Here is a 24,712-nt window from a genome sequence, read left to right as displayed (position 1 = left end):
CAATGTTGCAGCCAAAGAGAACCAAATACAGAAAGCAGATGAAGGGCGACAACCGCGGTCTCGCCCAGTCGGGAAGCAAGGTGAGCTTCGGTGAGTTCGGCTTGAAAGCCGTCGACCGCGGCCGTATCACCGCACGGCAGATTGAAGCGGCGCGTCGAACGATTTCCCGTCACGTCAAGCGCGGCGGCAAAATCTGGATCCGCATCTTCCCGGACAAGCCCATTTCAAAGAAGCCTTTGGAAGTTCGTATGGGTAGCGGCAAAGGTAGTGTAGAATACTGGGTTGCTCAGATTAAGCCGGGCACCATGCTCTATGAACTGGATGGTGTGAGCGAAGAGCTGGCACGTGAGGCATTCAGGCTGGCGGCCGCGAAACTACCCGTTAAGACAACGTTCTCCCATCGTACGGTAATGTAATGAAAGCCCAAGAACTTAGACAGAAGACTGTGCAGGAGCTGAAGGAAGCTCAGTTGGCCCTTTATCGTGAACAGTTCAATCTGCACATGCAAAAGGCCACCGGGCAGTTGTCCAAGCCTGACCAGATCAGAAAGGTCCGCCGCGACATCGCGCGCATCAACACCATCATTTCTGAGAAGGGTTAACTGTCATGAGTGAAAACGAAAAGGTACGGACGATCACCGGGCGGGTCGTCAGCAACAAGATGAACAAAAGCATTTCCGTGGAAGTGGAGCGCCTGGTTCCGCATCCGGTTTACGGGAAATACATCAAGCGTAGCACCAAGCTGATGGCACACGACGAGAACAACGAGTGCCAGGAAGGCGATCTGGTCGAGATCACGTCCTGTCGCCCGCTATCCAAGAACAAGGTCTGGATGCTGCACAAGATCGTCGAGAAGGCGAGATAGCGCCGGTCGCCCTGAATATTGCGAATAGCGAGGAACCCACATGATTCAAATGCAGACGACCCTGGACGTCGCAGATAACAGCGGTGCCCGGAAAGTGATGTGCATCAAGGTGCTGGGCGGCTCCCATCGCCGCTATGCGAACATCGGCGACATCATCAAGGTGAGCGTGAAGGACGCCATCCCCCGCGGCCGCGTCAAGAAAGGCGAGGTATACAACGCGGTGGTGGTGCGTACCCGTAAGGGCGTGCGCCGTCCGGACGGCTCCCTGATCCGCTTCGACGGCAATGCCGCCGTGATCCTGAACAATCAGCACCAGCCACTGGGCACACGTATTTTCGGGCCGGTGACACGCGAGCTGCGCTCCGAGAAGTTCATGAAGATCATCTCGTTGGCGCCGGAAGTACTGTAAGGCAAGGTTATTAAGATGCGTAAGATCAAGAAAGGCGACCAGGTCGTCGTACTGACCGGTAAAGACAAGGGCAAGCGCGGCACCGTGCTCTCTTTCGATGGCGAGGATCGTTTGGTGGTCGAGGGTGTGAACTTGGTGCGTAAGCACCAGAAGCCAAATCCCAATCGCGGCATCAACGGCGGCATCGTGGAAAAGTCCATGTCCATTCACGTGTCCAACGTGGCGCTGTTCAATCCGGGTACCAACAAGCCGGATCGGGTGGGTTTCCGCCTGCTCGCCGACGGCCGTAAGGTTCGCTTCTTCAAGGCGACCAACGAAGTCGTCGACCTCTAACGTAGTAAGAAGTCTCCAACCATGGCCAGATTGCAACAGATTTACAAAGAGCAGATCGTCCCTGAGCTGGTGAAGCGGTTCAATTACGCTTCGGTGATGCAGGTGCCTAAGATTCAGAAAATCACCTTGAACATGGGCGTGGGCGAAGCGGTCGCGGACAAGAAGATTCTGCAGAATGCCGTTGAGGACATGCAGAAGATCTCCGGGCAGAAGCCCGTGATCACCTTCGCGCGGAAGTCCATCGCCGGCTTCAAGATTCGCGAGGGCATGCCCATCGGCTGCAAGGTAACCTTGCGCCGGGACACGATGTACGAGTTCCTGGATCGCTTGATCACCATCGCCATTCCGCGTATCCGTGACTTCCGCGGCCTAAACCCGCGGGCCTTTGATGGCCGTGGCAGCTATTCCATGGGCGTCCGTGAGCAGATCATCTTTCCCGAGATCGATTACGACAAGATCGATGCGCTGCGCGGCATGGACATCACGATAACCACCAGCGCGAAGACCGACGATGAGGCGCGCGCGCTGTTGGAGCAGTTCAAATTTCCGTTCAGGACCTGAGGAAGTCTCATGGCAAAGAAATCGATGATCGCGCGGGAACTGAAGCGCAAGAAACTGGCCGACAAGCTTTACCAGCGCCGTCAGGAGCTGAAGGCCGCCGTGAAGAATCCGAACCTGAGCGACGACGATCGTTTCGAGGCAGGCATGAAGCTGCAGAAGTTGCCGCGTGACTCAGCCCCTTCGCGTGGCCGGAACCGCTGCAACCTGACCGGCCGTCCGCACGGCTACTACCGCAAGTTCGGCCTGGGTCGCAACAAGTTGCGCGAGTCGGTGATGCGGGGCGACGTGCCCGGCGTGGTTAAGGCGAGCTGGTGATTTTCCGGCTTACCGGGAATTTCTAAATACCGTTACATCCTAGATTTGAGAGAGACCAAGTATGAGCATGAGCGATCCGTTGGCGGATATGTTTAGCCGGATCATGAATGGGCAAGCCGCGGGTAAGAAGGACGTTACCCTGCCTTCATCGAAGGTAAAGGTCGCGATCTGCAAGGTGCTCAAGGAGGAAGGCTATATCGAGGATTACCATGTGGCCCAGGAGGCCGGTAAGACCGATCTGACCGTCTCCCTCAAGTACTTCAAGGGTGTGCCGGTCATTGAGTATCTGAGCAGGGTGAGCAAGCCTGGGCGTCGCATCTACAAGCCGAAGGAGGACCTTCCGTCCGTACTCGGGGGCTTGGGCGTGGCGATTGTCTCCACGTCGAAGGGAGTCATGACGGACAAGAATGCTCGTGAACAGGGGCACGGTGGTGAAGTGCTGTGCCTGGTCTCCTAAGGTTCAAGAGAAGGGCTTATTTCAATGTCGAGAGTAGCTAAGAATCCCATCAACCTGCCGAAAGGCGTCGAGGTGAAGCTCGAGGGCCGTCGCCTGACCGTGAAAGGCGGGAAAGGGACCCTGGTTGGTGACCTGCATCCAAATGTGTCGGTCGATGTCGCTGAAGGTGTCATCACCGTTAAGTCGGATCCCACTAACAAGACGGTCAACGCCCTGGCCGGGACCACCCGAGCCAATATCAACAACATGGTCGTCGGCGTCAGCGCCGGCTACGAGCGCAAGCTGACCATGGTGGGCGTCGGTTACCGCGCCGCAGTCAAGGGTAACGTGCTGAGCCTGTCTTTGGGCTTTTCACACCCGGTTGACTTCGCAGCGCCGGAAGGCATCACTCTGGAGACGCCGACCCAGACCGAGATTCTGGTGAAGGGCTGCAACAAGCAGGTGGTCGGCCAGGTAGCCGCCAATATCCGCGCGTATCGTCCGCCGGAGCCTTACAAAGGAAAAGGAATCCGCTATTCCGACGAAGAGATCATCAGAAAAGAAGCGAAGAAGAAGTAAGGTACGGCAATGGACAAGAAAGCATCACGACTCAAAAGAGCGGCCAAGACGCGGCACATTATCCGCGAGAACGGCATCCATCGCCTTACCGTGCACCGGACTCCGCGCCACATTTACGCCCAGGTGTTCTCTAGCGACGGTGCGCAAGTGCTGGCTGCCGCGTCCACGCTGCAGGCTGATGTCAAGGCCAGTGTGTCGGGCACAGGCAATGTCGATGCGGCGAAAGCCGTTGGCAAGATCATTGCCGAGCGGGCCCTGGCAGCCGGCATTTCCAGCGTGGCGTTCGATCGCTCCGGCTTCAAGTACCATGGGCGCGTGAAGGCCCTGGCGGATGCGGCGCGCGAAGCGGGACTGAGTTTCTAGAGGATTACAATGGCAAACATTTCTGCACAGAACAGCAACACCGACGGCCTCCAGGAGAAACTCGTGGCGGTGCGCCGCGTCGCCAAGGTGGTCAAGGGCGGCCGGCAATTCGGCTTCACGGCGTTGACGGTGGTTGGCGACGGCAATGGCCGCGTGGGTTATGGCCTCTGCAAGGCTCGCGAAGTGCCGGTTGCAATCCAGAAGTCCATGGAGCAAGCCCGCAAAAACATGCGCCAGGTGCATCTGAACGGTGACACCCTGCACTACTCCATCATGGCGAGCACCGGAGCGGCCAAGGTCTACATGCAACCGGCGTCGGAAGGTACGGGCATCATCGCGGGTGGCGCCATGCGCGCTGTATTCGAGGTGGTCGGCGTGCATAACGTGCTGGCCAAGTGCATCGGCACCAACAATCCAATCAACGTGGTGCGCGCAACGATCAAGGGTCTCACCGAAATCCGCGATCCCAAGTTCATCGCGGCCAAGCGCGGCAAGAGCGCCGGCGAATTGACGGGGCAGGGCAAATGAGCGAAAAGCGACTGAAAGTTACCCAGATCAAAAGCAAGTTCGGGCGTCTGGAATCGCACCGCCAGTGTCTGGCTGGTCTTGGCATCCGCCGCATGCACCATACGGTGACGGTGGCTGATACGCCGTCGATCCGCGGGATGATTGCCAAAGTCTCGTATCTGTTGAAGATTGAGGAAGTTTGAATATGTTTCTCAACACCATAGCACCTGGCGAAGGTAGCAAGAAGAAACGTAAGCGCGTCGGACGCGGCATTGGCTCGACCCTGGGCAAGACCTGCGGTCGTGGCCACAAGGGCCAGCATGCCCGCGCTGGCGGCTTTCACAAGGTCGGATTCGAAGGCGGCCAGATGCCGCTGCAGCGCCGACTGCCCAAGGTGGGTTTTCGCTCACGTAAGAAGGCTTTTGTAAGCGAAGTGCGCCTATCGGAAATTGAGAAGCTGTCTTCCGAGGTGGTGGACTTGGCGGTGCTGAAGGCAGCCAATCTCGTCGCTGCGCAGGTCAAGAAGGTTAAGGTGATCGACTCTGGCGAGTTGACGCGGGCTGTTACGTTGAAAGGGATTCTGGCCACCAAGGGTGCGCGTGCAGTCATCGAAAAGAACGGCGGCAAAGTCGAGGCTTAAGTGAACACTACGACGTCGGCGCTCTCTGACAGATTCGGACGATTGACGGAGCTGCGGCAGCGGCTCCTTTTCGTCCTTGGGGCTTTGTTCGTATACCGTGTCGGTGCACACATTCCCATTCCGGGTGTGGACCCCAAGGCCCTGGCCAGCATGTTCCAGCAGCAGGGCGGCGGCATCCTGGACATGGTGAACATGTTCTCGGGTGGCGCGCTGAAGCGCCTGAGTATCTTTGCCCTAGGAATCATGCCGTATATTTCCGCGTCCATCATCCTGCAGTTGATGGCAGTGGTCATTCCGACCCTGGAACAGATCAAGAAGGAAGGCGAGTCGGGGCGCAAGAAGATCAACCAGTACACCCGCTACGCTACCGTCGTGTTGGCGAGCTTTCAGGCGGTCGGTGTATCCATGGCCCTGCAGAACCAGACGGCCTCGGGAATCCCGGTGGTGACCAACCCCGGTTTCCACTTCGTCTTTGTGACTGCGATCTCGTTGGTGGCCGGCACGATCTTCCTGATGTGGCTGGGTGAACAGGTCACCGAGCGCGGAATCGGCAATGGCATTTCCATCATCATCTTCTCAGGTATCGTCGCAGGCCTGCCGACCGCCATTGGTGGGACCTTGGAGCTGGCTCGTACCGGTGAGATGGGCACGTTCAGCATCATTGCCCTGTTCGCCATCGCTATTGGCGTGACGGCGGTGGTCGTCTTTGTCGAGCGTGGGCAGCGCCGCATCACCATCAATTATGCGAAGCGCCAAGAGGGCCGGCGCATGTACGCCGCTCACAAGAGCTTCCTGCCGTTGAAGCTGAATATGTCGGGCGTGATCCCGCCGATCTTTGCGTCCAGCATCATCCTCTTTCCGGCCACGATTGCCGGCTGGTTTGGCAATTCGGAAAGCCTGGGCTGGTTGCAGGACATAGCCACGACGCTGTCTCCCGGTCAGCCTCTGTATGTTCTCTGCTATGCGGCAGCGATCGTGTTCTTCTGCTTCTTCTACGCCGCTCTGGTTTTCAATTCGAATGAAACGGCGGAGAACCTGAAGAAGTCCGGAGCCTTCATTCCTGGGGTTAGGCCAGGGCAGCAGACCGCCAGCTATATCGATGGGGTAATGACCCGGTTGACCATGGCAGGCTCCATTTACATTACCTTGGTCTGCCTGTTGCCGGAGTTTCTGATCGTATACTGGAATGTGCCGTTCTACTTCGGCGGTACCTCCTTGCTGATTATCGTCGTGGTGGTGATGGATTTCATGTCGCAGGTCCAGACCTACATCATCTCGCACCAGTACGAAGGGCTGATGAAGAAGTCGAATATCAAGTTCGGCAAGTAAGCAGGATTTAGTTCAAGCACGTTAAGAGATATCGTCATGAAAGTTCGCGCATCCGTAAAGAAGATCTGCAGAAACTGCAAGGTTCTCAAGAGAAAAGGCACCGTCCGGATCATCTGCAAAGACGCTCGTCACAAGCAGCGTCAGGGCTAGAGTTTGCCTCTCAATAGTTAAAGATGTTAACATTCGAAATTCGGCGATAACCCGCCGGTCAGGTCTGGAGATAGTTTAGATGGCACGCATTTCCGGGATTAACATTCCCGATCATAAGCACGTTGTGATTTCGCTTACTGCGATTTACGGTATTGGCCGTACGCGGGCGGCGAAGATCTGTGACAGGGTCGGGGTTGAGCCTTCCAAGAAAGTGAAGGAACTTACCGACGATCAGATCGAGCGCATTCGCGAGGAAGTCGGCAAGTTCGTCGTGGAAGGCGATCTCAGAAGAGAGGTTGCCATGAATATCAAGCGTTTGATGGATCTCGGCTGCTACAGGGGATTGCGTCATCGCAGGGGCTTGCCGGTTCGCGGCCAGCGTACCCGCACCAACGCTCGTACCCGCAAGGGGCCGCGCCGTCCCATTCGTAAATAAGTTTTGAGGTTGCAGGATAATGGCCCAAGCCAGTCGCTCCGCTAAGCGCATCAAGAGGGATATCTCCGACGGTATCGCTCATATCAGTGCTTCGTTCAACAACACCATCATCACGATCACCGACCGCAAGGGTAACACCTTGGCCTGGGCCACCGCCGGCGCCTCCGGATTCCGTGGTTCGCGCAAGAGCACCCCGTTCGCTGCACAGGTTGCCGCCGAGAAGGCGGGCAGTGTAGCCAAGGAGTACGGGATCAAGAACCTGGATGTTCGCATCAAAGGTCCCGGCCCGGGTCGGGAATCCGCGGTGCGCTCCTTGAACAACCTCGGTTTCAAGATCACCAACATCATTGACGGCACACCCATCCCGCACAACGGGTGCCGTCCGCCGAAAAAGCGTCGCGTCTGAGTCTGGAGTATTGATAGATGGCAAGGTATTTAGGTCCCACGTGTAAACTGAGCCGACGGGAAGGCACAGATCTTTTCCTCAAGGCACGCGGCAAGTCCATTACGGAAAAGTGCAAGCTGGATCAGCAGCCGGGGCAGCATGGCTCCAAGCGCGCCCGGCTGTCGGACTATGCCGTTCAGTTGCGCGAGAAGCAGAAAATGCGCCGTATCTACGGTGTGCTAGAGCGCCAGTTCCGCAACTACTATGCTACGGCGGCGCAGAAGAAAGGCTCGACCGGGGAGAACCTGCTCAGTATCTTGGAATCGCGCCTGGACAACGTGGTTTACCGGATGGGCTTTGCCTCCACTCGTTCCGAGGCTCGGCAGTTGGTGAGCCACAAGGCGATCCTGGTCAACGGCAAAGTGTTGAACATCCCGTCCTACCAGGTGCGTAGCGGGGATGTGATCAGCATTCGGGAAAAGTCCAAGGCGCAACAGCGTATCAAGGACGCTTTGCAGGTTTCCGAGCAGTATGGCTTCCCGTCCTGGGTTGATGTCGACACGCAGAAGATGTCCGGCGTCTTTAAGTCCACGCCGGATCGCGCCGAATTGGGCTCCGAGCTGAATGAACAGCTGGTCGTCGAGTTGTACTCGAAATAAGACTTTTGAAGGTTAATTGATGCATAGTTTTCTTGCAGACCTGATCAAACCCCGCTTAGTTGACGTCAGTCCCGTAGACAAAAACAGCGCACGGATTGTGATTGAGCCTCTGGAGAGAGGTTTTGGCCATACCTTGGGCAACGCACTCCGGCGAGTTTTGCTCTCGGCTATTCCGGGCTGTGCGGTCACGGAAGTAGCCATTGAAGGTGTCCTGCATGAGTACTCCACCATCGAGGGTGTGCAGGAGGACGTCATCGACATCCTGCTCAACCTGAAAAACCTGGCTATCCGTGTGGAGCACGGCCATAGTGCCAATCTTCGCCTGAACAAGACCGGGCCTGGGGCGGTGACCGCAGCGGATATCGAAACGACACACGACGTCGAGATCGTGAACCCGGGGCTGGTGATAGCGAACCTGACCTCCAGTGGCAAATTGAACATGAACCTGAAGGTCGAGAAAGGGCGCGGTTACCAGCCGGTGGCGCAGCGTCTGGCGGCTGGTTCGGAAACGGCGGTGGGATCGTTGCATTTGGATGCGTCGTTCAGCCCGATACGGAAGGTGTCCTACGTGGTGGAAAGCGCCCGTGTGGAGCAGCGTACCGATCTGGACAAGCTGATCATTGAGCTTGAGACCAACGGTACGGTCGACCCAGAGCAGGCCGTGCGGCATGCTGCCTCGATCCTCAATGACCACCTTTCCATTTTCGTGGATCTGAAGGGGCCTGTGGCCAAGGGCGTGGCGGAAGAGAAGCCGTCGTTCGATCCTCTGCTTCTGCGTCCGGTGGACGATCTGGAACTGACGGTGCGTTCAGCGAACTGCCTCAAGGCGGAAAACATTTTCTACATCGGCGATCTGATTCAGAGGACCGAGGTCGATTTGCTGAAAACCCCGAACCTGGGTAAGAAGTCTCTCACGGAGATCAAGGATGTACTCGCCACCAAGGGGTTGTCCCTGGGGATGCGGCTGGAGAATTGGCCGCCGGAAGGGCTCAGGAAAGACTGATTTGGCAGATCATCGTTAAAAAGAATAGGGCATTGCAATGCGTCACGGTAACTCCGGCAGAAAGTTCAGCATCACCAGCAGCCACAAGAAGGCGCTGTTTAGAAATATGATGGTCTCGCTGTTCCAGAATGAGATCATCAAGACCACCTTGCCTAAGGCAAAGGAAATCCGGCGCTATGCCGAGCCTTTGATCACGCTGTCCAAGAACGATACGTTGGCTGCGAAGCGCTTGGCGTTCGCGCGTTTGCGTGACCGTGAGGCCGTCACCAAGTTATTCAACGAGTTGGGACCGCGTTATGCGGGCCGGCCGGGTGGTTACCTGCGGGTCTTGAAGTGCGGCTTCCGGGCTGGCGATTCGGCCCCCATGGCCTATGTGGAACTGGTGGACCGTCCGGAACAGCCAGAGTAATCCTCGCAAGGCCCCAAGTGGGGCGCGCGCAAAAGGCGGTCGGGTTTTTCCCGGCCGCCTTTTTTGTTTTTCACAAGCTCTCAGTCATCCAGACTGCAGGCATGTTTCCCCGGAAGTCCCGTCAACTGGGACTTGTCGTGTCCTGAAGCCGGAAATGGCGTCAAGGCCCCGAGGGTATGTTCGTCCAGGGTACTGATGGTGGCCTGGGTTCTTAGGAAACAAAAGTTCTCGAAAGGCACCGGCACCGGGATAGGGGCGTTGACGCCTGCTGGCTTCTGGCCGAAGCGGGTCACTTCCGGATAAATGTATTCCCCGATCGGCGCGGTATAGCTGCCGGTGGTCAGGCCCGAGGGCAGTTTCACGGGCGCGTGGCCGATGATCTGGGCACGGACATCGCGGCGAACTGCGCGCGCGTCATCCTTGGCCGGCCAGGTATTGCGAAAGCGCCCGAGTTGGGGTCCATTGGACGGAAACAGTCCGACCGGGCCACTGATGGATGTTCCGGTTTCATCGAGGCCGGTATCGATCAGTCGGATTTCGACGTTCCTTGAAGGATCAGTGGTGAAGCCGACGATGCGGAAGCGGGTCGTTTCTTCCTGTGACACGTCGAAAGGTTCACCCTTGCTGCCTTGTAGCGCTTCTTCGATGTAGACATAGGCGTCGGGGGCGCCGGGTGAGGTATAGATGCCCAGTTCAGCGTCCAGCCCGTGCGCCGCCACCAGGAAATCCCCATGATCGTCGCGGGCAATCATGCCGACCACGGTTACGTAGTCTCCTTCGGCCAAGGGCACAGGCTTACTGGGGTCGCAGTTCACCGCTGGAGCATCCGGTGACGCGGGCGGGCCGAGCGGGTTGCCGGTTCCCGCACAGGTAAAGCGGAACTGATTGGGTGCCGCCGGGCGGTTGCTAGCGGGGCACCTTTTGTCGGGGTCGGCGTTGTGCGGAATGCAGACAGGAAATCCAGTCTTCGCGTGCACCGGCGAGTTGTCCGGGTCCAGGGCAAAGCGCTGATCCAGCGTCGTGCTGGGCAGGGAGTAAATGCCCTCGGGGTCGTTGAGGCGCACTCGTACCGCCTTGGCGGCGCCGGCCGCACCTACCGTGAATTCAGAGGTGTTGCGGTCGATGCTGGCAATTGGGCCGGCCGTCATGTGCAAGCCGCCCTGGGAAATGTGGACGACGCCCGCAATGTACTCGCCATTGACGATGTTTCCGATGGTTTCCGCCTCGAAGGGCACGGTGGGCGGTGGACTGTCGCGCAAGGCCAATCCGCTTTGTGCCTGGGCGCTGGCGGCAAAACTGTGAGTGGCCGGATTCCAGCGGAAAAGTTCTTGGGCCGTCAGATATTGTCCCGGCATGACGATCAACAGGTTTTTCGGAAGTGTCACCGGAATTCCGCGGATGGTGAGGGTCGCTCGGCTGAGAGGGTCGGAAGGGTTTGCAAGGGTGAACGCCTCGATATGCCCGACTAGGTTAAAGGACCCATTCGGCGCGGATAGCGCTGCGCCGCTGTGCATTGATACCAGTCCGGCCAGTAGCAAACCAGCCAGCGCGGGGGTGTTCTTTCGGTCGTGGTGGTTCATGTCAATCTCCCAATGACGAGTGGACGGCGGTAAATGAAGTGGAAGCCGGGGTTGAAGGGGCGCTTTCGATGATCTCCGGTGGGAAGCCATGCATACGGGCGGGCGAGAACACGAGTCGCAGACCCGGTTCCAAAGGGCGGCCATTGAAGCGGGCGAGCGCCTGGAGCAGCGACCGTTCATGCAAGCGCGGCCCTGCTTCGGCCAGGCTTTCGACCAGGGCGGTACCGGCCAGCCGCCCCAAGGATTCCCAGATGGACGCGCGTCTGGCTGCCAGATCCGCCAGCATGGCCGTGGGTACAGGCAAAGCGGCGAACACGCGCCACCCTGGCGGAACATCCGCCGGAATGGCGTGCATCAGGGTCAGGCAACCGAGGCAGGCTGCACCGCGCTGCGTTTTGTTGGTGAGCAGCTGTCGCAAGCTATCGGAAGCCTGTTTGCCCACCATGAAGACACGCACGGCGCCTGAGTTGTCGACGGAGGCTGAAGTCGGAATTCCAAGTCGGTCCCATGGTTTGCGGCTGCCCAGCAGGACCTCCGTTCCCACGCCTGGACAGGCGTCGCGCATGGCCTGGACTAACCCGGTGTAAAGCTCCCTCAGGCTGGGTAGCAGAGGGGCGGTCCACGACGTGTTCAAATCAGCGGTTTCAACACGGGGGGTGAGGCTCGCAACATGGCTGACGCGAAAGCGCCGCTGCCAGTCCTCTAATTCCCGGCCTGATTCGACGCCCGCCTCGCTCCCCAGCCAGCCTCCTGCAAGGGCGTATAGCTGATTGCCGGCCATGAGCCGTTGAATTTCGCCCAGGGGGGCGAAGTGCAAGCTCACGTGGCGCCCATGGATGCCGCCTGCGGCATTGGCGGCATCGACCGTTTCAAGCAAGCCTTTTTGTATGCTCATGGCCGCAGTGTCACCGGCCCGTGTCGGGATGGGCACGCCGATGCGGACGCGATCATGGCTGACACCGGGGGGCAGATCAGCGGGACTGCCCAGACGGTGCAGGTAGGCGATCAAGGCGCGGCGTTCAGCCGCTTTCAGCCGGAAACGTGGCATCGCCATGGAAAGGCTGCGGCCGCCCCGTCCCGCGCCTTTTTCGATCGCGGCCAGCACCGCCTCGTCATTGGCGAAGGCCGGCAAGCCGCCGTCCTCGCGAAAAAGCCGGCCTGAATCCAGGGGTGGGATAGGTTGGCCTCCCTCTATGCCGCCTTCGCCGAGCGGGCCGTGGCACCGCGCGCAGGCACTGAATTCCGCGGGCAGACCGGCTGTGGTGGCGGCCGCGCCCAGTTGCCAGGGCCTATGTCCCTGATATAGGGCTCGTCCCAATTCCGCCGGCATTGCCGCTTCGCAGCAGCGGGCGGCACTGCACAGAAGCAGCAGGGCGTAACCGCAACCGCGACTGAAGGCCCGGGATTTCACGCGCTCACCGCCTGCATAGCCGCCATCAATTGCTGGACACCCGGCAGGCCAAACTGGCGCGACCAGCGCTGTTTGGCCGCGCATCCAATCCAGAGCGTGGCCGCATGGTCCTCGGGCCGGCCGGTCGCGCTGTCGAAAGCGCGCCAGACGCGGTTCAAGGCTGGTTCTTCGCCGGTCAACAGCAACCACTGCTGGGGCAGTCCCACCTGCGTCTTGAACTTCGCGGCATACGCCGCCAGGGCGTCGGGTGTGTCGTTGCTTGGGTCAAGGCTGATGGATAGAAGTAGACCCGGTGCATGACGCCGTTGCAGATGCGCCTGGACATTGCGCATCAGGGCGGTCTGCATGGGACAGAAACTGGTGCAGCGGGTGTAGAAGAAACTGATGATCACCGGTCCCTGCGCCAGCAATTCAGGGAGCCGGTGTTCGCTTCCGCCGCTGTCCATCAGTCGCACGTCAGGGATTTCCGGCGTCTCAGCGGTTTCGTCGGCCGCGATGATCTTGAGACTCCAGGGCAGCAGGGCCAAGAAGCCTAGAAATTGGCGGCGCGAGAGGAGAACGCGATGGCCACGGGGTGTCATCACGGCTTGCCTACGTCGTGGCGGCCGAGTCCGGCGTCGCGGAAGGCGAGGTTCTGGGATGCACTGGACACCAGCCAGTCGTAGCGGCCCGCGTGCGGCAAGGTCACCGTGGCAGCGTAGAGCCCTGGGGACGCTTCCCGCATGGGGGTCCTCTGTTGCCAGGCCGTGCGGCGATCGAACACCAGCAAGGTCAGGTCCTTCACGCCGGTCAGCTCCCGTGTTCCGGAGTCCAACGGCTGTTCCAGACGCACCCGCACCGTGCGGGTCAAGGGTGCCGCACCGGGCGGGCTGGAAAGGCTTTCCAGGCTCGCCTTGGGATGGGGAACTGCGGTTGAAGCTTGCGCCACTGCGGCTGGCAGGTTCACGGAAACACAGGCGGCCAGCCGCGGGTTGACGCCCCCCAGGATCAGCGTGTGGGCACCGGCCTGCTCGCTGCGCACGGGCACCTGGTAGCGACCCGGCGCGGTTTCCGAAAGGGCGGTGTCCAATACCATCAAACCCAGCGCGCTGCGGCGGTAGTTGGAAAAGCTGCCGGACGGAGCCATCATCCCTTCCGCGTACTGATAGATGACGCCATCCGCGGGGTTTGCAACCAATAGGCCCTGGCCCGCCGGCTCCGGAGCGATGCGAAGCCCCGGCGGGGCGTCCGGCGCAGGCCGACCGGTGCTGATGTCCACCGGGTGCACCTGCCCGGTGCGCAAATCGGTCAGAGAGAGCAGCGACGCCTTCCCGTTGCGGGTGCTGTGCACATAGGCGAAATCGTCGGTGAAAGCGATCGTGTCCGCATCGGCAGTCACCGTCGAGACACCCAGTTCACGGCCAGTCGCGACATCGACCGCTCCGGCTTGAGCCCTGTCCCGGCTCAGCCACAGCAGGCGGCGGCCACCGTCAAACAGTTCCACGGCGCTCAGGGACTCTGCGCCCGCGATCTGCAGAATGCGCTCCGCTTGCTCGCTCGGGGATTGGGGGTCGAGCCAGGCCAGCCTGCCATCGGCCAGCGCCACGATCAGCCGTTGAGCCTGTCGGCTCCAGCGTGCGGACAGGATCGCCGCCGGCATCGGCCAGCGCCGGACACTCCCAGGCTGCCCGGATGGGTCCGCTTGCCAGAGCTGGATTTCTGACCGTACGCCGTTATGCCAGGCAAAGACGCCCTGCGTTTCGGCGGCTATCGCGCCAACCACCGCAGGTGCGTTGGCCCAGCGGGGCGCGCCGTCCGGATGGGCGGCATCCAGCCAGCCCAGTTTTTGAGCATCGGGCGCAACGATCCAAAGCCCGCGTTCGTCCCCGGACTTGACCAGGGCGGCCGGGCCCGCGGGTACATCCAGGGTTGCGGTGACGGCGCGGCGCTGCGTGTCCACCAGTGAGAGCCGGCCATGGTCGCTGTCGCGGGTATGCACCCACAGTTGGAAGCGCCGAGGCAACAGCGCCCAGTGGCCGACGTCTCCCGGCAGCGTGATGATGGACTCCAGCTTGGCGTTGTTGATCCCCACAAAGGGATTGATGAAGGCCAGGCTGCGGTCGCCGTTGAAGGTCAGCAGGCGCCAGCGGTTGAGGTCGATTTCCGCGGCGCCGGCGATTTTCTGGCTTGCGAGATGGCGGACCTGATCATGGCAACCCAGTTCCGCATCGGACAGGGCATGCCGCTCGGGGCGCAGCCAGGCGGCCAATTGTCCGCGTTGATAACGGAGCGGCTGGCCGGTGACGGCGTCTGCCAACTGAACATCCAGGGTGCCGATGCCGCGCTCCGCTGTTTCACTGGAAAGCGGATTGTATTGCCAGCTGACACGGACGCCTTCGTTTACGCTGGTCTGGACCTGCGCGCTGGCAATACCCGTCAGAGCAAGCAAGGCGAACATAAAGGTCTGAGCCGGGCGGTAAAGGCGCATCCTTCAACTCCTCAGGAGCCATAGGTCGCTGATGGCCACGTGGGAAAAACGCCGGTTGCCTAACAGGGACACGTCGAAACAGGCTTCGGCAATCTCCGCCTGTCCCAGGGCCCTGGCGCCGACGAAGGGTGCCGCGGGTGGGCTACGTGTGGACAGGACGCTGCCGTTGATGCCGGATTTGACCATCGGCAGACTGAACTCGCTTTGTGGGGCACCGCCCAGGCGAAGCCAGAGCTGGGCGATGAAGGGCGTCTGCACGGTGCGAGTGGGTATGCCCTGGGTGTAACCGCTAACAAAGGCGCCAACACCGCGCACGCCTGGCGGCAGGTGGATACGGATGACGGCATGGGACGGGTCGGGCACATCGTCTGGGTTGACGGCTACCAGCAACGCGTCGCCGGTCCAGAAGTTGAGATCCACATCGTTTCGCGAGGCCTCATGCAGGGTGATCTGACGGCCCGAGGTATCGAGCCGGACGACGAATCCGTCGCCGAAGTCCAAGCGGGAGTTGCCGGCATTGAACACGGTTCTTGGCGGGCGCAGTTGGCCGGTTTCTGGGTTGATGTTCCAACTGATGATGTGGGTGAATAGGGTGTGTGTATCCACTTGAACCAAATTCTTGACGGTCATCGCGTTTCTCCTTTGCGCTGGAAGCTGGACTCAGTTCAGTACCCATGGCGTGAGGCGGCGTGGCGAATACTGCGGTCATGCTTTCCCGTCCGAGCCTTAGGGCCACTGTTATTGCAGCCGCGACCCGGATGGGCTTGGTTCCACCCGGAAGATTCCCCACAGTCCACCGTCCCAAAGGAAACTTGCCTGACTATGGAACAGGTAGTCCATGGCTACCTGCTCCGCGCCTCCGGCGGTGACTTCCAGGGATATGCCCATCATGGGACCGAAGCCGTTGAAGCTGCCCTGATCGATCTGCGTTCCGGGATGGGCCTCAAAGCGCCGTCCGTCGGCGCTCCAAGGGTAGGGGTTCCAATGATGGCCGTGCAGTGTCAGCGCCTGCTGACGCGTATGCCCGCCGGGGTGGACGATGTGCAAGCGCACGTGGTCGCCTGCCTGCGCCTTGAAGATGGGTGTCTCTGGGTCACAGACCAGCCCCTTGAGCTTTGTGATACCACTGGCGCAGCCCTTCCCTTCCGGGCGAGAGCTGAAGACTTGCGCATAGTCCTGCTCATTGCGGCTGCCGAAGTCCAGGGAAGGGTCGTTGCCGCGGCGCGCCCATAGGGGTTCGGTCTTGTAATTGATGGCCTTGACGCCGTAGTCGTCGGGCTCCTCGGCACCCGAGAGGTCCGGCACCGGGAAGCCCCCCTGGGTGGCGCTGACCGCGTCTTGCATGACGAACACGTGCTCCAAGAAGCAATCGCCGCCCGGCTTGCACACCCGTGCGCTGAGCTGGCTGTGGAGCAAGTCCGGTGGCTGCTCGCCGCTGCATTGCCGCGCCGGGGTCGTGGCGGGGCAGACCTTGGCGTTCTCGGGCTCGATGACCAGTGCGCCGATCAAACCGTGGGTCACATGCTTGATCGGGTCGCCAAAACTGGTCAGCGGCAGCGCACCAAATTCCACCGGCTTGTTGGAGTCGGCCAGGAACTCGGTTGCACTCCACATGTAGGTGGTCCGGCAACGATCTTCATCGGGATGTCCGGATGGACAAGCTGGGACGAGGTTGCCCTGCGACTGCGGTTCCATTGCGGCTGGCCTGGCACCCATGACGGTGACTGGAGCTTTGTGCAACGAGCTATTTGGTGCAGCCGATGCTATGCGTCCGTTGTGGCCGAAATTGCCACCGGACGCGTGAAGGGGATGCTGGGCAAGGCGGGGGACAGTCAAACCGACGCTGGACGACATGCGGAACTGATTGAGGTTGAAGCCATCAGCGATCATGGGAAGGAAATTGAAATAGGCCTGCGCCTCGGTCACGGCGTCACCGGTTGCGATGTTCGGGCCGTCGCGAAGATCCTCCGGCAGCAGGTTGCGCAAGGTCAGCTTGATGCAGTCGCCGGCCTGGGCTCTGAGCACCAAGGGTTCCGGCCGCCGCTGGCGTGATTTGAAAGCCTTCCTCAATGCCGAGAGAACCTCCGAGTTGAGGGCCTGGTCCGGGTTTTCGGTGTTGGAAGCCACGAAGATCAGGGCATTCCGGTCCTCGATGCCGAAGCGTTGGTTGTAGCTGAGGCCAGTCGGTGCGCGGCTGTCGCAGTTTTCGTACAGGTCGCACACGCGGACGGCGCTGACATCGAATTGGCGGGGATGCGCATCTTTGTCTGGTGTACACAGGTTATCGGCCGCCGCGTCGTTGCGCTGTGGCGCAGGAATATTAGGCAGTTGCGCCACGCGCTCGACCCATTCGGCAGGACAGTTTTCGCTGGCGTCGGCCCCTTCGCGCTTCGCGCCGCAGATCCGCATAAGGCCCCACATGCCGTCCCAAAGTTGATCGATGGACGAACCGTAATACAGGTAGTCCACGTAGGAGGCATCCAGGCCGGGGGCGGGTATTTCGAACTCGAAATGTTCCGAGATGCCCAAGGGCTGCGCGTTGACGTAGCCGGAGCTCGGATTGCCCGGCATGCGGTGCCACTTGATTCCATTCATGGCAAAGACGTGCTGGGCTTCCTGGGCGCCCTGGATCAGGCGGATCTGCACCGGGTCTCCCTCGTAGGCCGCCAGGATGGGGGTGGCCGGATCGCCCATCACACGCCAGGGATCGGCATTGGCAATCTGTGCCCCAGGTCCACCCGATCTTACGCAGATATTGGACTTCCCGCGCTCTTCATCGTTGTAAAGCGCGCAGTTGAAGTCACGCCGCCACTGTTCCACCTCGCTGACCACCTGTTTCAGCTCGCCGCTCTTGCCCTGGTTCCGCAGAATGGCGCGGGTCACCGGCGAAACCAGTTCCAGCGCGTCCTTGCTGTGGGCAAAGCTGGCGTAGCTCGCGGTGGCGAGCTTGCGGTCGCGCTTGGCATGGGGCTCCGTGGCTAGACTGTTGGCCAGGTCGCCGGTGCAATCCAACTGCCCCGGTTTGCAGCGGGTCTGGGAGTAGTCGAAGCCGCCTAGCCGCGGGTTGCCTTTGACCTCGGTGATACGCAGGGCGACAGGTTCCTGGCGGTAGTTGACCAGCTGCGTGCCAGGGTCCTCCGAGGAGATGGCTAAAGGCCTTGGCACCTGGCTTGCCACCTGGCGCTGGCCGAAGCGGCGCGCGGAGACATCGCGGGTTTCGGGATTGATGGGCTCCAGCGCGGTGTTATAGACGCCGGCGAAATCGGCGATGGCGACGGTGAATTCCCGGCGGGTCTGATCAGCTTCGCCATGCGGGCAGGGTTGGGTTGGGCCAGCCAGCGGGTTGGAGCCCGGAGCGCCCAGGCATTGCGGCGCGATGATGTTGGCCTGGGTCGCGGTGGGGCCACCGTCTTCGCGTACCTGCAGCGGACGACTCGGCTTGATGATATTCAGGGGAATCTCATGGGGGCTTGGAATCAGCAGATCGGCGCCTCCCAGCAGCAGATACTGGGCCTCATCCCGGGCTTTCAAGCACTGAGGGTCGGAGCGCTCCGCACAAGCGCGCAGCTGTGCCAGGCGTTGGGCGGCCGTTTCGGGCGGGGTGCCGGGTCGTGTCCACACCGAGTTGGGCGGTTCGATCACCAGGCCGGCGTAGAGCCCGTGCTGCTGGTGGGAACTGGGTCCCATGTGGTCGTGGGTAAAGACGGTACGCAGGGTGTTGTCGCGGTAGATGCCTTCCCCGGTCGGTTGCCGCACCAGGATGGAGTCGGCCCACCAGCGCTGGGTGGTGCGCTGGGCGCCGCAGAGGGGGTGTTCATGCTCGAGCCTGAGTTCGTAGGCATGATCGCTTTCGCCCGGATCCTGCGCAGGGCAGATGCCTTTCTGGAATAGCTTCGCGTAGCGGGCTTCCGCGCGGTGCTCGTAGATGTCGCCACCCGGGCGGAACAGCGGATGCGGCTGCGGTTTCCAGCGCTTGTCGCCGGTGGTGCGCCAGTGGGCGAAGATGCGCTCGCGCACCTCGTCGGGCGAGAAGGTGCTGTCCTCGTAGTTCCAGCCATTGCCGGAGCCGTCGGAGGCGGTGACGTCGAACTTCACCAGGTGAATATGCTGGCCGATGGTGTCCGTGGGGGTGAATACCTGGAAGTCGTCCACCGCCAGGGCACTGGGCACGAAATTGCTGGATTTGAAGTTGATGCACTCCCCGGAATTGGCGCGGAAGAACAGGGGTTCCGGCAGACGGCTACGGGTATTGGGATCGATGATGTCCTTGATGTCATTTTCCAGGATGACGATGCGTCCCTGGGGATCGAACCAGCCATGGCGGTTCACGGTCAGTTCGGTCTGGATGAAGGCGGCGCGGTAGTTTCGCGTCGGCGCTTCGGCCGGGCAGGGGTTGGCGAAAGGGGCACCGGCGGCGCGCTGCAGACCGTTGACGTAGAACAGGGGGTCCTCGCCCTTGTCCTCGTCCCGCTCGTGCTGGTTCTCCACCGAGTTTGACCAAGCGGTGCGATAGGCTTTGAAGCCCTGGTACCAGGTCGGATGTGCCTCGGGCGCTGGTGGATGCTCCACCTTGATGCGGCGGGCCGGGCCTGCTTCGTCGTCCAGTTCGCCCTCGTGGAATTTCATGGCGTTCCGTTCTTGCGGTTCTCCGCGGTGCTCCAGGGGCTTGATCTGGATCGTGTCCCAATTGCGCGCCAGGGCTTCCACCGACGTGGGGTTCTGGGCGTAAACCTTCTGCGCGATGAGCCGGGCGGCCTCGCCGCCTTTTTCCAGGGCCGCAGCCACCACGGCGGGATCTTCGGGCCCCTTCAAGCGGCTTGCCACCCGGTTGCCCTGTGCGTCGAAGCTCGTGATGTGATGCCGGGGCAGGCCGCCATTGACGATCTGGTCCGCGGCGGGCTCAAGGTCCAGCGAGGCCTGGTAGCCGGGCGCCAGCACGTCCATGTCCAGGGGCGGCTGCGGCGGGCGGTGCCCGGCCTCACCCGCGATGTAGAAGGGGTAGCCGCCGAATTGCGGGCCAGGCATGGGTGCCAGGGCCATTCCGGGAATGGGCACCAGCGCCGGGCTTTCGATCCCTTCCTTCACCTCGGCATCCGGCAGGTTGCGTCCGCGCGGGTTCTTGACCGGGTCGAACACGCCCTTGCCACCGTCTTCGAAGCTGTCGTGCACGCGCCAGAGTTCCCACATGCCCTGGGCGAAATGGGGATAGAGGTGGCAGTGGAAGATCGAATCGCCGGGTGTGTAATTACGGTTGCCGGAGCCCCCGAACTCGATGCCGTAGCTGAAGGTGGCGCCGGGCGAGATGGTTTGCGAATCCAGGTAGGTGGAATTGGGCTCACTGCCGTCCATCACCCACTGGTGGGCGTGCAGGTGAAAGACGTGGGTTTCCTTGGGGCCGGCGTGGATGTTGCGAAAGCGTACCGGATCGCCCAGATAGGAGTGGTGCACGTTGGACGGATCGTCGGGATACATCGCGCCGATGGGCTTCTGTCCGGAGGCATCCCACTTCAGGATCAGCGCCGGGTCGCCATTGGCCCAGGAGCTGAGGAAGAACTCCTCGGCGCGGCACTCGGCGCAATCCTTCACTACCCCGACGCCGCGCTGGGACTGGGTGCCCATCACCAGAGATCCCATGCTGGCCACCCCGTAATTGATGCCCATGCCGTCCTTGATGTAGTGCAGCGGATTGCCCTCGTCCTCCAACTCGGCGAAGGCCTGCTGGGCATGCACCTCGTCGTGCATGATCACGGTGAATTCGCGAAAGGACAGGCAGTTGGTGTCGCCGTAGACCCGGTCGGGCAGCCCGTGCTTGTTCAGCCCGCAGCTGCTGCGGTGGAGTTCGTCCTGAACGATCACGGCATTGAGGTCGCCGTGCACCAGGTTGCGGTCATCATCCAGCATGTTCAGGATGGGCAAGCCATGACGGGTTTCCTCGTAATCGATGCGGGCATAGGGATGGTGGGTCGCACCGCTTCCGGTCACCTGGGAAAGCTCCTGTCCCGTGACCTGCGAGCGGTACCAGCGCGAGCCGACCGGCTCCACATTCACCGCTCCGAACAGACCGAGGCCGATCTGTCCGCCATCCCCTTCACCCCCCACCGGGGCTGCGGTGGAATGGGCGAAATAAGTGCCTTCCTTGCTCCCGCGCAGGCGGATCATGGCATGATCGCCGGGTGCCACCAGGGACCCCAGCCGCGTCAATTCCGCCTTTTTTGGGGAACCGGTTTTGGGGCTGAAGACCAGGCCTTGTCGCCCGCTCAGACCCACATTCGAGCCGTCGCCGCCACACACGTAATCCTTGGGGCATTCGCTGGCGCTAATGGGCGCATATTCCAGTCCGTTGACATGAAAGGACGCGGCGCGGGTGAAGGGCGCGTCCTTGCTCACCTTCTCAGCAGACACCAACTGGCGCGAGGCGGGCGCGCCGGCCTGGGCTTCCACGTGCTGGGTCAGCTTGTCGCCATACTCCGGCGGGATGCCGCCCTCCTCGGTCCATTGTGGCGAGAGCAAGTTGTGGAAAGTCACATCCAGGCATTCGCGCTCGTGAACTCGAAGTACCAGGGGACGCGGGCGCTTGTCGCTCCGTAGGCGCACATGCCCGGCGATCTTGCGGGCGAAGCCGGGTTTTTCCAGCAACTCGCGGCTCAGCGCTTGGGACTCCACCTCGCGGGTGTCCGGGTCGTCATAGACCACGTCGTGGCTCAGCGCGTAAAGCATGCCGGCGGGGACAAAGGCGGCGAAGCGGTTGAGCAGATAGGCCTGTTCCAGCGCGACCACATCGGCCTTGATCGTGGAGTTCTCGTCACAGGCCCAAGGCGTGTCAGGCGCGGGCTGGCTGACTGGCGGCGGACTCTGCGTCCCTGATGGCTTCTGACGGGCGCAGGAGATGGCGAGGCTGGCGAGCAGAATCACGGAGGCGGCAACCCCCATCGCCACAAAAACCGCTTTGGGTGCTGCCGGCCCGAGAGCTCGAAAGCTCATCCCGTTGGACTTCTTCATGGGTCCTGCTCCTCTCCGTTGGTCGGCCGTGGCGGGCTTTGACGCTCGCGCAGCCAGTGATTTCGTCTGAATCCCCGGCTGGCTCATCCCCGTATGGGCAACGCTATCCGGCTGCAAACCGACCGAGTGAGTGCCATTACCTCAGGCGGTTGCAGTTGGCTCTCGATAGAAACCTTGATGTGGGCGCCAGTAAAGCACCGACGGGATCGCCGTTCCAGGAAATATTACCTGAGCGAATTCCCGGAAGTTGACAATTGCAGGAGGGGTTGGGGTCGTCGGCACGCACGGAATGAGCCGGCTCGCGCCGTCGCACGCGGTCGTGCGCTAAGCGCTTAGGCGCTTGAAGATAGGGGACTCCCGCCTTTTCTCAAGCGGATTCCGTGGATTTCGAGGATGAGGCGGCGGGTAAGGAAGCCCCGCGTTCAGCGGACTTCTAGGCCAGCGCGCAAGCCGGCACGATAGCCCGCCGGCCGCGGTTCCTCGCGCGCAGCCCGCGTTTGGGGCGGCGTTCAAGGCTGCGCCCGGTTCCGGCCTGTTCTATGACGCCGAGTATGTCCAGTACGCGGCAGCAATAGGCCCATTCGTTGTCGTGCATGAGAGAAAGGCCCAGGCGGCGGCCGCCGTGAACCGTCAGGTGCGACATCAGGATATGCGAGGAGCATTCATCGCCCAGGAAATCGATGCTGGCACGCGGGTGGCCCCAGGCACCGTAATCGCAGCGGATGATTCCGGAGAGTGAGGTGGCGGCATAGTCCTCCAGTATCCGCAGGCACTGTTCGCGCGAGGTTTGGCGGGACAGTTCCAGCGTGATGTCCATGGCGGACACGATCGCGGTCGGAACACGGTAGGAGACGCAATCCAACTTCCCGTTCAGGGACGGCAGCACCAAGGCGGCCGACTTGCCGACATTGGTGCTGGTGGGCACGATGGAATCCGTAAAGGAGCGTCCCAGTTGCGGGGAACTGTGGTAGCCGTCCAGGGCGCGCTGATCGGACAATACCGGATGGATGGTGACGATCCGCGCGTATTCAATGCCAATATGCTTTTCCAGTGGAAAGAATACCGGCACCAGGGCGTTCCCGGTGCAGGTGCTGGAGGTGAGGACATGGTGGCGATCGGGATCGTAGTCGGCGTGGTTGACGCCGTAAACCAGGCTGATGTCGTGACCTTCCACGTTCCAGGTACACAGGGTCTTGCGGGCTACCCCCTGGCGTATCAAGGAGCGGAGGTGGTCGGCGCTGGCCGTGCCTGTCGCGTCGATGAAGACATCCAGTCCATAGTCACGCAGTCTGGACACGGGCTGCTCTTCCCCAACTCCCCGCCGGCGATCCACTTGTTCATATCGCACGCGCTTGCCGCCGAGGATCAGGCTGTCCTCATCGCAGTCGACGGAGAATGGAGGCTTGCCATAGGTGCTGTCGTGCGCCAGGAGGTAGGCGATCTGATCGATGGGCATCACATCGCAAGCCACCCGAATGTCGAACCTTCCATTTGCCGCCTGCGAGAAATTTGCCCGCAGCACGCCACGCCCGACGCGTCCAAGTCCCGCAATTCCAGCTACCAGTGCCATGTTTGAGGTTCTCCATTGAAGCGTTCAAAAACCTGAGGGGCGACAGGAAGGGCGGCTTGGCAGACGACGGAGCTCCTGCCTGATCAGCGGGCCAGTTGGCTCTGGCCGCCCACTCCGCCTTGCGTCACGCGTGCTCCATAGGCCGCAGCGCCCGGACGCCGCTGGACCCAAGGCGAGTCCTGCACGGGGTGTCTCGTGCCCTCAAGCTGCTTTCGCCGATGTTGTCGCTTGCGCCAGTTCGGCGGTGGCGAAGGTGAAGGCGTCAGGGAAATCCAGCAGGGCCGGTGTGCTGGAGGTCTGCAGGGTTCTAAACAGGCCGAATTCGGTCTTGTACTTGAGGTTGCCGATCGCCAGCGGCCCAATGCTGAGGAATTCTGACTTGGCCAGTTGCACGGCGACGGCCCGGTCATTGACGCCCACGCCGTCGATGCCGCTGGGCGGCACGGCATTGGTATCGGCGGCGACCCGCAGGCTTGCCGCGGCATCCAGTACCTCCCGGTCCAGGATGCGAATGCCCGCCTTGGCGGCGCACAGTGCCACCTCGGTCGCCTCCATGACGCTGGATTTCTCGCGCAGGGTTACCGCGGAAACCCACTCTAGATCGACGCCGTAGCGCTCGCCGAAGCGAAGTGCAGCCTTCTGGTCGTCATCCGCGGTGAGCTGGCAGATGCGGACCTTGGCACCTTGGCGTGCGGCCAGCACGGCGGTGCACAGACCTACCGGCCCGGTGCCGAAGACGGCGACACTGCGCTGATCCAGCCCCTTGCCCGTGCTGTCCGACAGGGCGCGCTCGACCAGGGCCACCACACTGGCCGAGGTGGTGTAGGCGCCATTGGGATCGGCAAAGACGCCGACCTGGAAATCGCCAACCATCGCTTTCCGCGCGGATTGGAACATGTCCGTGGCCAGGTGGACGTCCCGCCCCCCGATGAAGATGCCGGTATCGTTGAACCGGTTGGGAGGGCGGCAGAAGATAGCGTCTTGCACGATGCCAGTCACGTCTGCCGGCTGTATGCCTGTCAAGGGGATCACCTGGTCAAAGCCGGCATCGGCGGCCAGTGTGACGTCGAATGGGCTGATATTTTGGCCGGGAACCAGAAAGTACAAGACACGTTGCGCCATACGTTTTCTCCATAAAATGCTCGTCGATTCAAGTCTTTCGCACCGCTGTCTTGATATTTGTCAAGCGGCGGAACGTCAGTTCCCGTTTCAGCGGCGCGCAGCCGGCAAGCTTTAATGGGAAAAATGCGTATTAAAAAACGCTAATGGACCGACGTGCGCTTGCTGGATGCGGCAACGTCGAGGCT

The 24,712-nt window shown here is 61.3% G+C and carries 28 protein-coding genes; 20 read left to right on the top strand and 8 right to left on the bottom strand.

Features of this window, described 5'->3' with window-relative positions; genetic code table 11:
• Positions 1 to 2 precede the first annotated feature (2 nt).
• The 20 genes from rplP (at position 3) to rplQ (ending at position 9,378) form a co-directional block, all read left to right on the top strand.
• Positions 3 to 416, top strand: a complete 414-nt coding sequence (rplP, locus tag EK23_RS14045) for a 50S ribosomal protein L16 (RefSeq protein WP_045226011.1) — start codon at positions 3 to 5, stop codon at positions 414 to 416.
• Positions 416 to 601, top strand: coding sequence for a 50S ribosomal protein L29 (rpmC, locus tag EK23_RS14040; RefSeq protein WP_045226010.1), 186 nt, complete (start codon positions 416 to 418; stop codon positions 599 to 601). Before rplP ends, rpmC begins: the two co-directional genes overlap by 1 nt.
• A 5-nt stretch (positions 602 to 606) precedes the next feature.
• Complete coding sequence (rpsQ, locus tag EK23_RS14035) at positions 607 to 864, top strand: 30S ribosomal protein S17 (protein WP_045226009.1); 258 nt, start codon at positions 607 to 609, stop codon at positions 862 to 864.
• Between the two features lie 40 nt (positions 865 to 904).
• Complete coding sequence (gene rplN / locus EK23_RS14030) at positions 905 to 1,273, top strand: 50S ribosomal protein L14 (protein WP_045226008.1); 369 nt, start codon at positions 905 to 907, stop codon at positions 1,271 to 1,273.
• Positions 1,274 to 1,288: 15 nt separating this feature from the next.
• The gene (rplX, locus tag EK23_RS14025) at positions 1,289 to 1,606 is read left to right on the top strand and encodes a 50S ribosomal protein L24 (protein WP_045226007.1); all 318 of its coding nucleotides are present in this window, start codon (positions 1,289 to 1,291) and stop codon (positions 1,604 to 1,606) included.
• Positions 1,607 to 1,627: 21 nt separating this feature from the next.
• Positions 1,628 to 2,167, top strand: a complete 540-nt coding sequence (rplE, locus tag EK23_RS14020) for a 50S ribosomal protein L5 (RefSeq protein ID WP_045226006.1) — start codon at positions 1,628 to 1,630, stop codon at positions 2,165 to 2,167.
• Positions 2,168 to 2,176: 9 nt separating this feature from the next.
• Positions 2,177 to 2,482 carry a 30S ribosomal protein S14 gene (gene rpsN / locus EK23_RS14015; protein WP_045226005.1) on the top strand — a complete coding sequence of 102 codons (306 nt, stop codon included), beginning with the start codon at positions 2,177 to 2,179 and terminating at the stop codon, positions 2,480 to 2,482.
• A gap of 61 nt (positions 2,483 to 2,543) precedes the next feature.
• Positions 2,544 to 2,939 carry a 30S ribosomal protein S8 gene (rpsH, locus tag EK23_RS14010; protein WP_045226004.1) on the top strand — a complete coding sequence of 132 codons (396 nt, stop codon included), beginning with the start codon at positions 2,544 to 2,546 and terminating at the stop codon, positions 2,937 to 2,939.
• A 24-nt stretch (positions 2,940 to 2,963) separates the two neighbouring features.
• Entirely contained in the window at positions 2,964 to 3,497 is a 534-nt protein-coding gene (gene rplF / locus EK23_RS14005) for a 50S ribosomal protein L6 (protein ID WP_045226003.1), read from the top strand.
• Between the two features lie 9 nt (positions 3,498 to 3,506).
• The gene (gene rplR, locus EK23_RS14000; protein ID WP_045226002.1) at positions 3,507 to 3,860 is read left to right on the top strand and encodes a 50S ribosomal protein L18; all 354 of its coding nucleotides are present in this window, start codon (positions 3,507 to 3,509) and stop codon (positions 3,858 to 3,860) included.
• Positions 3,861 to 3,869: 9 nt separating this feature from the next.
• Entirely contained in the window at positions 3,870 to 4,388 is a 519-nt protein-coding gene (gene rpsE / locus EK23_RS13995) for a 30S ribosomal protein S5 (RefSeq protein ID WP_045226001.1), read from the top strand.
• Entirely contained in the window at positions 4,385 to 4,570 is a 186-nt protein-coding gene (gene rpmD, locus EK23_RS13990; protein ID WP_045226000.1) for a 50S ribosomal protein L30, read from the top strand. Before rpsE ends, rpmD begins: the two co-directional genes overlap by 4 nt.
• A 2-nt stretch (positions 4,571 to 4,572) precedes the next feature.
• Positions 4,573 to 5,007 carry a 50S ribosomal protein L15 gene (gene rplO, locus EK23_RS13985; protein WP_045225999.1) on the top strand — a complete coding sequence of 145 codons (435 nt, stop codon included), beginning with the start codon at positions 4,573 to 4,575 and terminating at the stop codon, positions 5,005 to 5,007.
• On the top strand, positions 5,008 to 6,336 hold the full coding sequence (secY, locus tag EK23_RS13980) for a preprotein translocase subunit SecY (protein ID WP_045225998.1): 1,329 nt from the start codon (positions 5,008 to 5,010) through the stop codon (positions 6,334 to 6,336).
• A gap of 36 nt (positions 6,337 to 6,372) precedes the next feature.
• Positions 6,373 to 6,486 carry a 50S ribosomal protein L36 gene (rpmJ, locus tag EK23_RS22560; RefSeq protein WP_082054193.1) on the top strand — a complete coding sequence of 38 codons (114 nt, stop codon included), beginning with the start codon at positions 6,373 to 6,375 and terminating at the stop codon, positions 6,484 to 6,486.
• A gap of 79 nt (positions 6,487 to 6,565) precedes the next feature.
• Positions 6,566 to 6,922 carry a 30S ribosomal protein S13 gene (gene rpsM, locus EK23_RS13975; RefSeq protein ID WP_045225997.1) on the top strand — a complete coding sequence of 119 codons (357 nt, stop codon included), beginning with the start codon at positions 6,566 to 6,568 and terminating at the stop codon, positions 6,920 to 6,922.
• Between the two features lie 19 nt (positions 6,923 to 6,941).
• Positions 6,942 to 7,328 carry a 30S ribosomal protein S11 gene (gene rpsK / locus EK23_RS13970; RefSeq protein WP_045225996.1) on the top strand — a complete coding sequence of 129 codons (387 nt, stop codon included), beginning with the start codon at positions 6,942 to 6,944 and terminating at the stop codon, positions 7,326 to 7,328.
• A gap of 17 nt (positions 7,329 to 7,345) precedes the next feature.
• Positions 7,346 to 7,966 (top strand): 30S ribosomal protein S4, encoded by a 621-nt coding sequence (gene rpsD / locus EK23_RS13965; protein WP_045225995.1) that lies wholly within the window; start codon positions 7,346 to 7,348, stop codon positions 7,964 to 7,966.
• Between the two features lie 19 nt (positions 7,967 to 7,985).
• Positions 7,986 to 8,969: a DNA-directed RNA polymerase subunit alpha gene (locus tag EK23_RS13960; protein ID WP_045225994.1), complete on the top strand. Its 984-nt coding sequence runs from the start codon at positions 7,986 to 7,988 to the stop codon at positions 8,967 to 8,969.
• Between the two features lie 37 nt (positions 8,970 to 9,006).
• Positions 9,007 to 9,378 carry a 50S ribosomal protein L17 gene (gene rplQ / locus EK23_RS13955; protein WP_045225993.1) on the top strand — a complete coding sequence of 124 codons (372 nt, stop codon included), beginning with the start codon at positions 9,007 to 9,009 and terminating at the stop codon, positions 9,376 to 9,378.
• Positions 9,379 to 9,458: 80 nt separating this feature from the next.
• On the opposite strand, the gene EK23_RS13950 is transcribed toward rplQ, so the two are convergent.
• The 8 genes from EK23_RS13950 to EK23_RS13915 form a co-directional block, all read right to left on the bottom strand.
• Positions 9,459 to 10,958, bottom strand: coding sequence for a hypothetical protein (locus tag EK23_RS13950; RefSeq protein ID WP_045225992.1), 1,500 nt, complete (start codon positions 10,956 to 10,958; stop codon positions 9,459 to 9,461).
• Between the two features lies 1 nt (position 10,959).
• Complete coding sequence (locus tag EK23_RS13945; RefSeq protein WP_045225991.1) at positions 10,960 to 12,369, bottom strand: cytochrome c/ABC transporter substrate-binding protein; 1,410 nt, start codon at positions 12,367 to 12,369, stop codon at positions 10,960 to 10,962.
• Positions 12,366 to 12,950 (bottom strand): SCO family protein, encoded by a 585-nt coding sequence (locus tag EK23_RS21825; RefSeq protein ID WP_052808184.1) that lies wholly within the window; start codon positions 12,948 to 12,950, stop codon positions 12,366 to 12,368. The genes EK23_RS13945 and EK23_RS21825 overlap by 4 nt, the downstream gene beginning before the upstream one ends.
• The gene (locus EK23_RS13935) at positions 12,950 to 14,836 is read right to left on the bottom strand and encodes a YncE family protein (protein WP_045225990.1); all 1,887 of its coding nucleotides are present in this window, start codon (positions 14,834 to 14,836) and stop codon (positions 12,950 to 12,952) included. The genes EK23_RS21825 and EK23_RS13935 overlap by 1 nt, the downstream gene beginning before the upstream one ends.
• 3 nt (positions 14,837 to 14,839) lie before the next feature.
• Positions 14,840 to 15,466: a hypothetical protein gene (locus tag EK23_RS13930; protein ID WP_045225989.1), complete on the bottom strand. Its 627-nt coding sequence runs from the start codon at positions 15,464 to 15,466 to the stop codon at positions 14,840 to 14,842.
• A 108-nt stretch (positions 15,467 to 15,574) separates the two neighbouring features.
• Entirely contained in the window at positions 15,575 to 21,835 is a 6,261-nt protein-coding gene (locus tag EK23_RS13925; RefSeq protein WP_045225988.1) for a cupredoxin domain-containing protein, read from the bottom strand.
• 433 nt (positions 21,836 to 22,268) lie between these two features.
• Positions 22,269 to 23,405: a glyceraldehyde 3-phosphate dehydrogenase NAD-binding domain-containing protein gene (locus EK23_RS13920; protein ID WP_082054192.1), complete on the bottom strand. Its 1,137-nt coding sequence runs from the start codon at positions 23,403 to 23,405 to the stop codon at positions 22,269 to 22,271.
• Positions 23,406 to 23,606: 201 nt separating this feature from the next.
• Complete coding sequence (locus EK23_RS13915) at positions 23,607 to 24,527, bottom strand: NAD(P)-dependent methylenetetrahydromethanopterin dehydrogenase (RefSeq protein WP_045225987.1); 921 nt, start codon at positions 24,525 to 24,527, stop codon at positions 23,607 to 23,609.
• Positions 24,528 to 24,712 lie beyond the last annotated feature (185 nt).

This window comes from Methyloterricola oryzae, from assembly GCF_000934725.1.
Lineage (GTDB): Bacteria > Pseudomonadota > Gammaproteobacteria > Methylococcales > Methylococcaceae > Methyloterricola > Methyloterricola oryzae.
The sequence above is the reverse complement of the archived record's forward strand: the minus strand, read 5'-3'. Positions and strand labels throughout refer to the sequence as shown.

Excerpts from the sequence above, each read along its gene's own strand:
- rplP (WP_045226011.1), top strand. The coding sequence starts at position 3 with ATGTTGCAGCCAAAGAGAACCAAATACAGAAAGCAGATGAAGGGCGAC.
- rpmC (WP_045226010.1), top strand. The coding sequence starts at position 416 with ATGAAAGCCCAAGAACTTAGACAGAAGACTGTGCAGGAGCTGAAGGAA.
- rpsQ (WP_045226009.1), top strand. The coding sequence starts at position 607 with ATGAGTGAAAACGAAAAGGTACGGACGATCACCGGGCGGGTCGTCAGC.
- rplN (WP_045226008.1), top strand. The coding sequence starts at position 905 with ATGATTCAAATGCAGACGACCCTGGACGTCGCAGATAACAGCGGTGCC.
- rplX (WP_045226007.1), top strand. The coding sequence starts at position 1,289 with ATGCGTAAGATCAAGAAAGGCGACCAGGTCGTCGTACTGACCGGTAAA.
- rplE (WP_045226006.1), top strand. The coding sequence starts at position 1,628 with ATGGCCAGATTGCAACAGATTTACAAAGAGCAGATCGTCCCTGAGCTG.
- rpsN (WP_045226005.1), top strand. The coding sequence starts at position 2,177 with ATGGCAAAGAAATCGATGATCGCGCGGGAACTGAAGCGCAAGAAACTG.
- rpsH (WP_045226004.1), top strand. The coding sequence starts at position 2,544 with ATGAGCATGAGCGATCCGTTGGCGGATATGTTTAGCCGGATCATGAAT.
- rplF (WP_045226003.1), top strand. The coding sequence starts at position 2,964 with ATGTCGAGAGTAGCTAAGAATCCCATCAACCTGCCGAAAGGCGTCGAG.
- rplR (WP_045226002.1), top strand. The coding sequence starts at position 3,507 with ATGGACAAGAAAGCATCACGACTCAAAAGAGCGGCCAAGACGCGGCAC.
- rpsE (WP_045226001.1), top strand. The coding sequence starts at position 3,870 with ATGGCAAACATTTCTGCACAGAACAGCAACACCGACGGCCTCCAGGAG.
- rpmD (WP_045226000.1), top strand. The coding sequence starts at position 4,385 with ATGAGCGAAAAGCGACTGAAAGTTACCCAGATCAAAAGCAAGTTCGGG.
- rplO (WP_045225999.1), top strand. The coding sequence starts at position 4,573 with ATGTTTCTCAACACCATAGCACCTGGCGAAGGTAGCAAGAAGAAACGT.
- rpmJ (WP_082054193.1), top strand. The coding sequence starts at position 6,373 with ATGAAAGTTCGCGCATCCGTAAAGAAGATCTGCAGAAACTGCAAGGTT.
- rpsM (WP_045225997.1), top strand. The coding sequence starts at position 6,566 with ATGGCACGCATTTCCGGGATTAACATTCCCGATCATAAGCACGTTGTG.
- rpsK (WP_045225996.1), top strand. The coding sequence starts at position 6,942 with ATGGCCCAAGCCAGTCGCTCCGCTAAGCGCATCAAGAGGGATATCTCC.
- rpsD (WP_045225995.1), top strand. The coding sequence starts at position 7,346 with ATGGCAAGGTATTTAGGTCCCACGTGTAAACTGAGCCGACGGGAAGGC.
- EK23_RS13960 (WP_045225994.1), top strand. The coding sequence starts at position 7,986 with ATGCATAGTTTTCTTGCAGACCTGATCAAACCCCGCTTAGTTGACGTC.
- rplQ (WP_045225993.1), top strand. The coding sequence starts at position 9,007 with ATGCGTCACGGTAACTCCGGCAGAAAGTTCAGCATCACCAGCAGCCAC.
- EK23_RS13950 (WP_045225992.1), bottom strand. The coding sequence starts at position 10,958 with ATGAACCACCACGACCGAAAGAACACCCCCGCGCTGGCTGGTTTGCTA.
- EK23_RS21825 (WP_052808184.1), bottom strand. The coding sequence starts at position 12,950 with ATGACACCCCGTGGCCATCGCGTTCTCCTCTCGCGCCGCCAATTTCTA.
- EK23_RS13935 (WP_045225990.1), bottom strand. The coding sequence starts at position 14,836 with ATGCGCCTTTACCGCCCGGCTCAGACCTTTATGTTCGCCTTGCTTGCT.
- EK23_RS13930 (WP_045225989.1), bottom strand. The coding sequence starts at position 15,466 with ATGACCGTCAAGAATTTGGTTCAAGTGGATACACACACCCTATTCACC.
- EK23_RS13925 (WP_045225988.1), bottom strand. The coding sequence starts at position 21,835 with ATGAAGAAGTCCAACGGGATGAGCTTTCGAGCTCTCGGGCCGGCAGCA.
- EK23_RS13920 (WP_082054192.1), bottom strand. The coding sequence starts at position 23,405 with ATGGCACTGGTAGCTGGAATTGCGGGACTTGGACGCGTCGGGCGTGGC.
- EK23_RS13915 (WP_045225987.1), bottom strand. The coding sequence starts at position 24,527 with ATGGCGCAACGTGTCTTGTACTTTCTGGTTCCCGGCCAAAATATCAGC.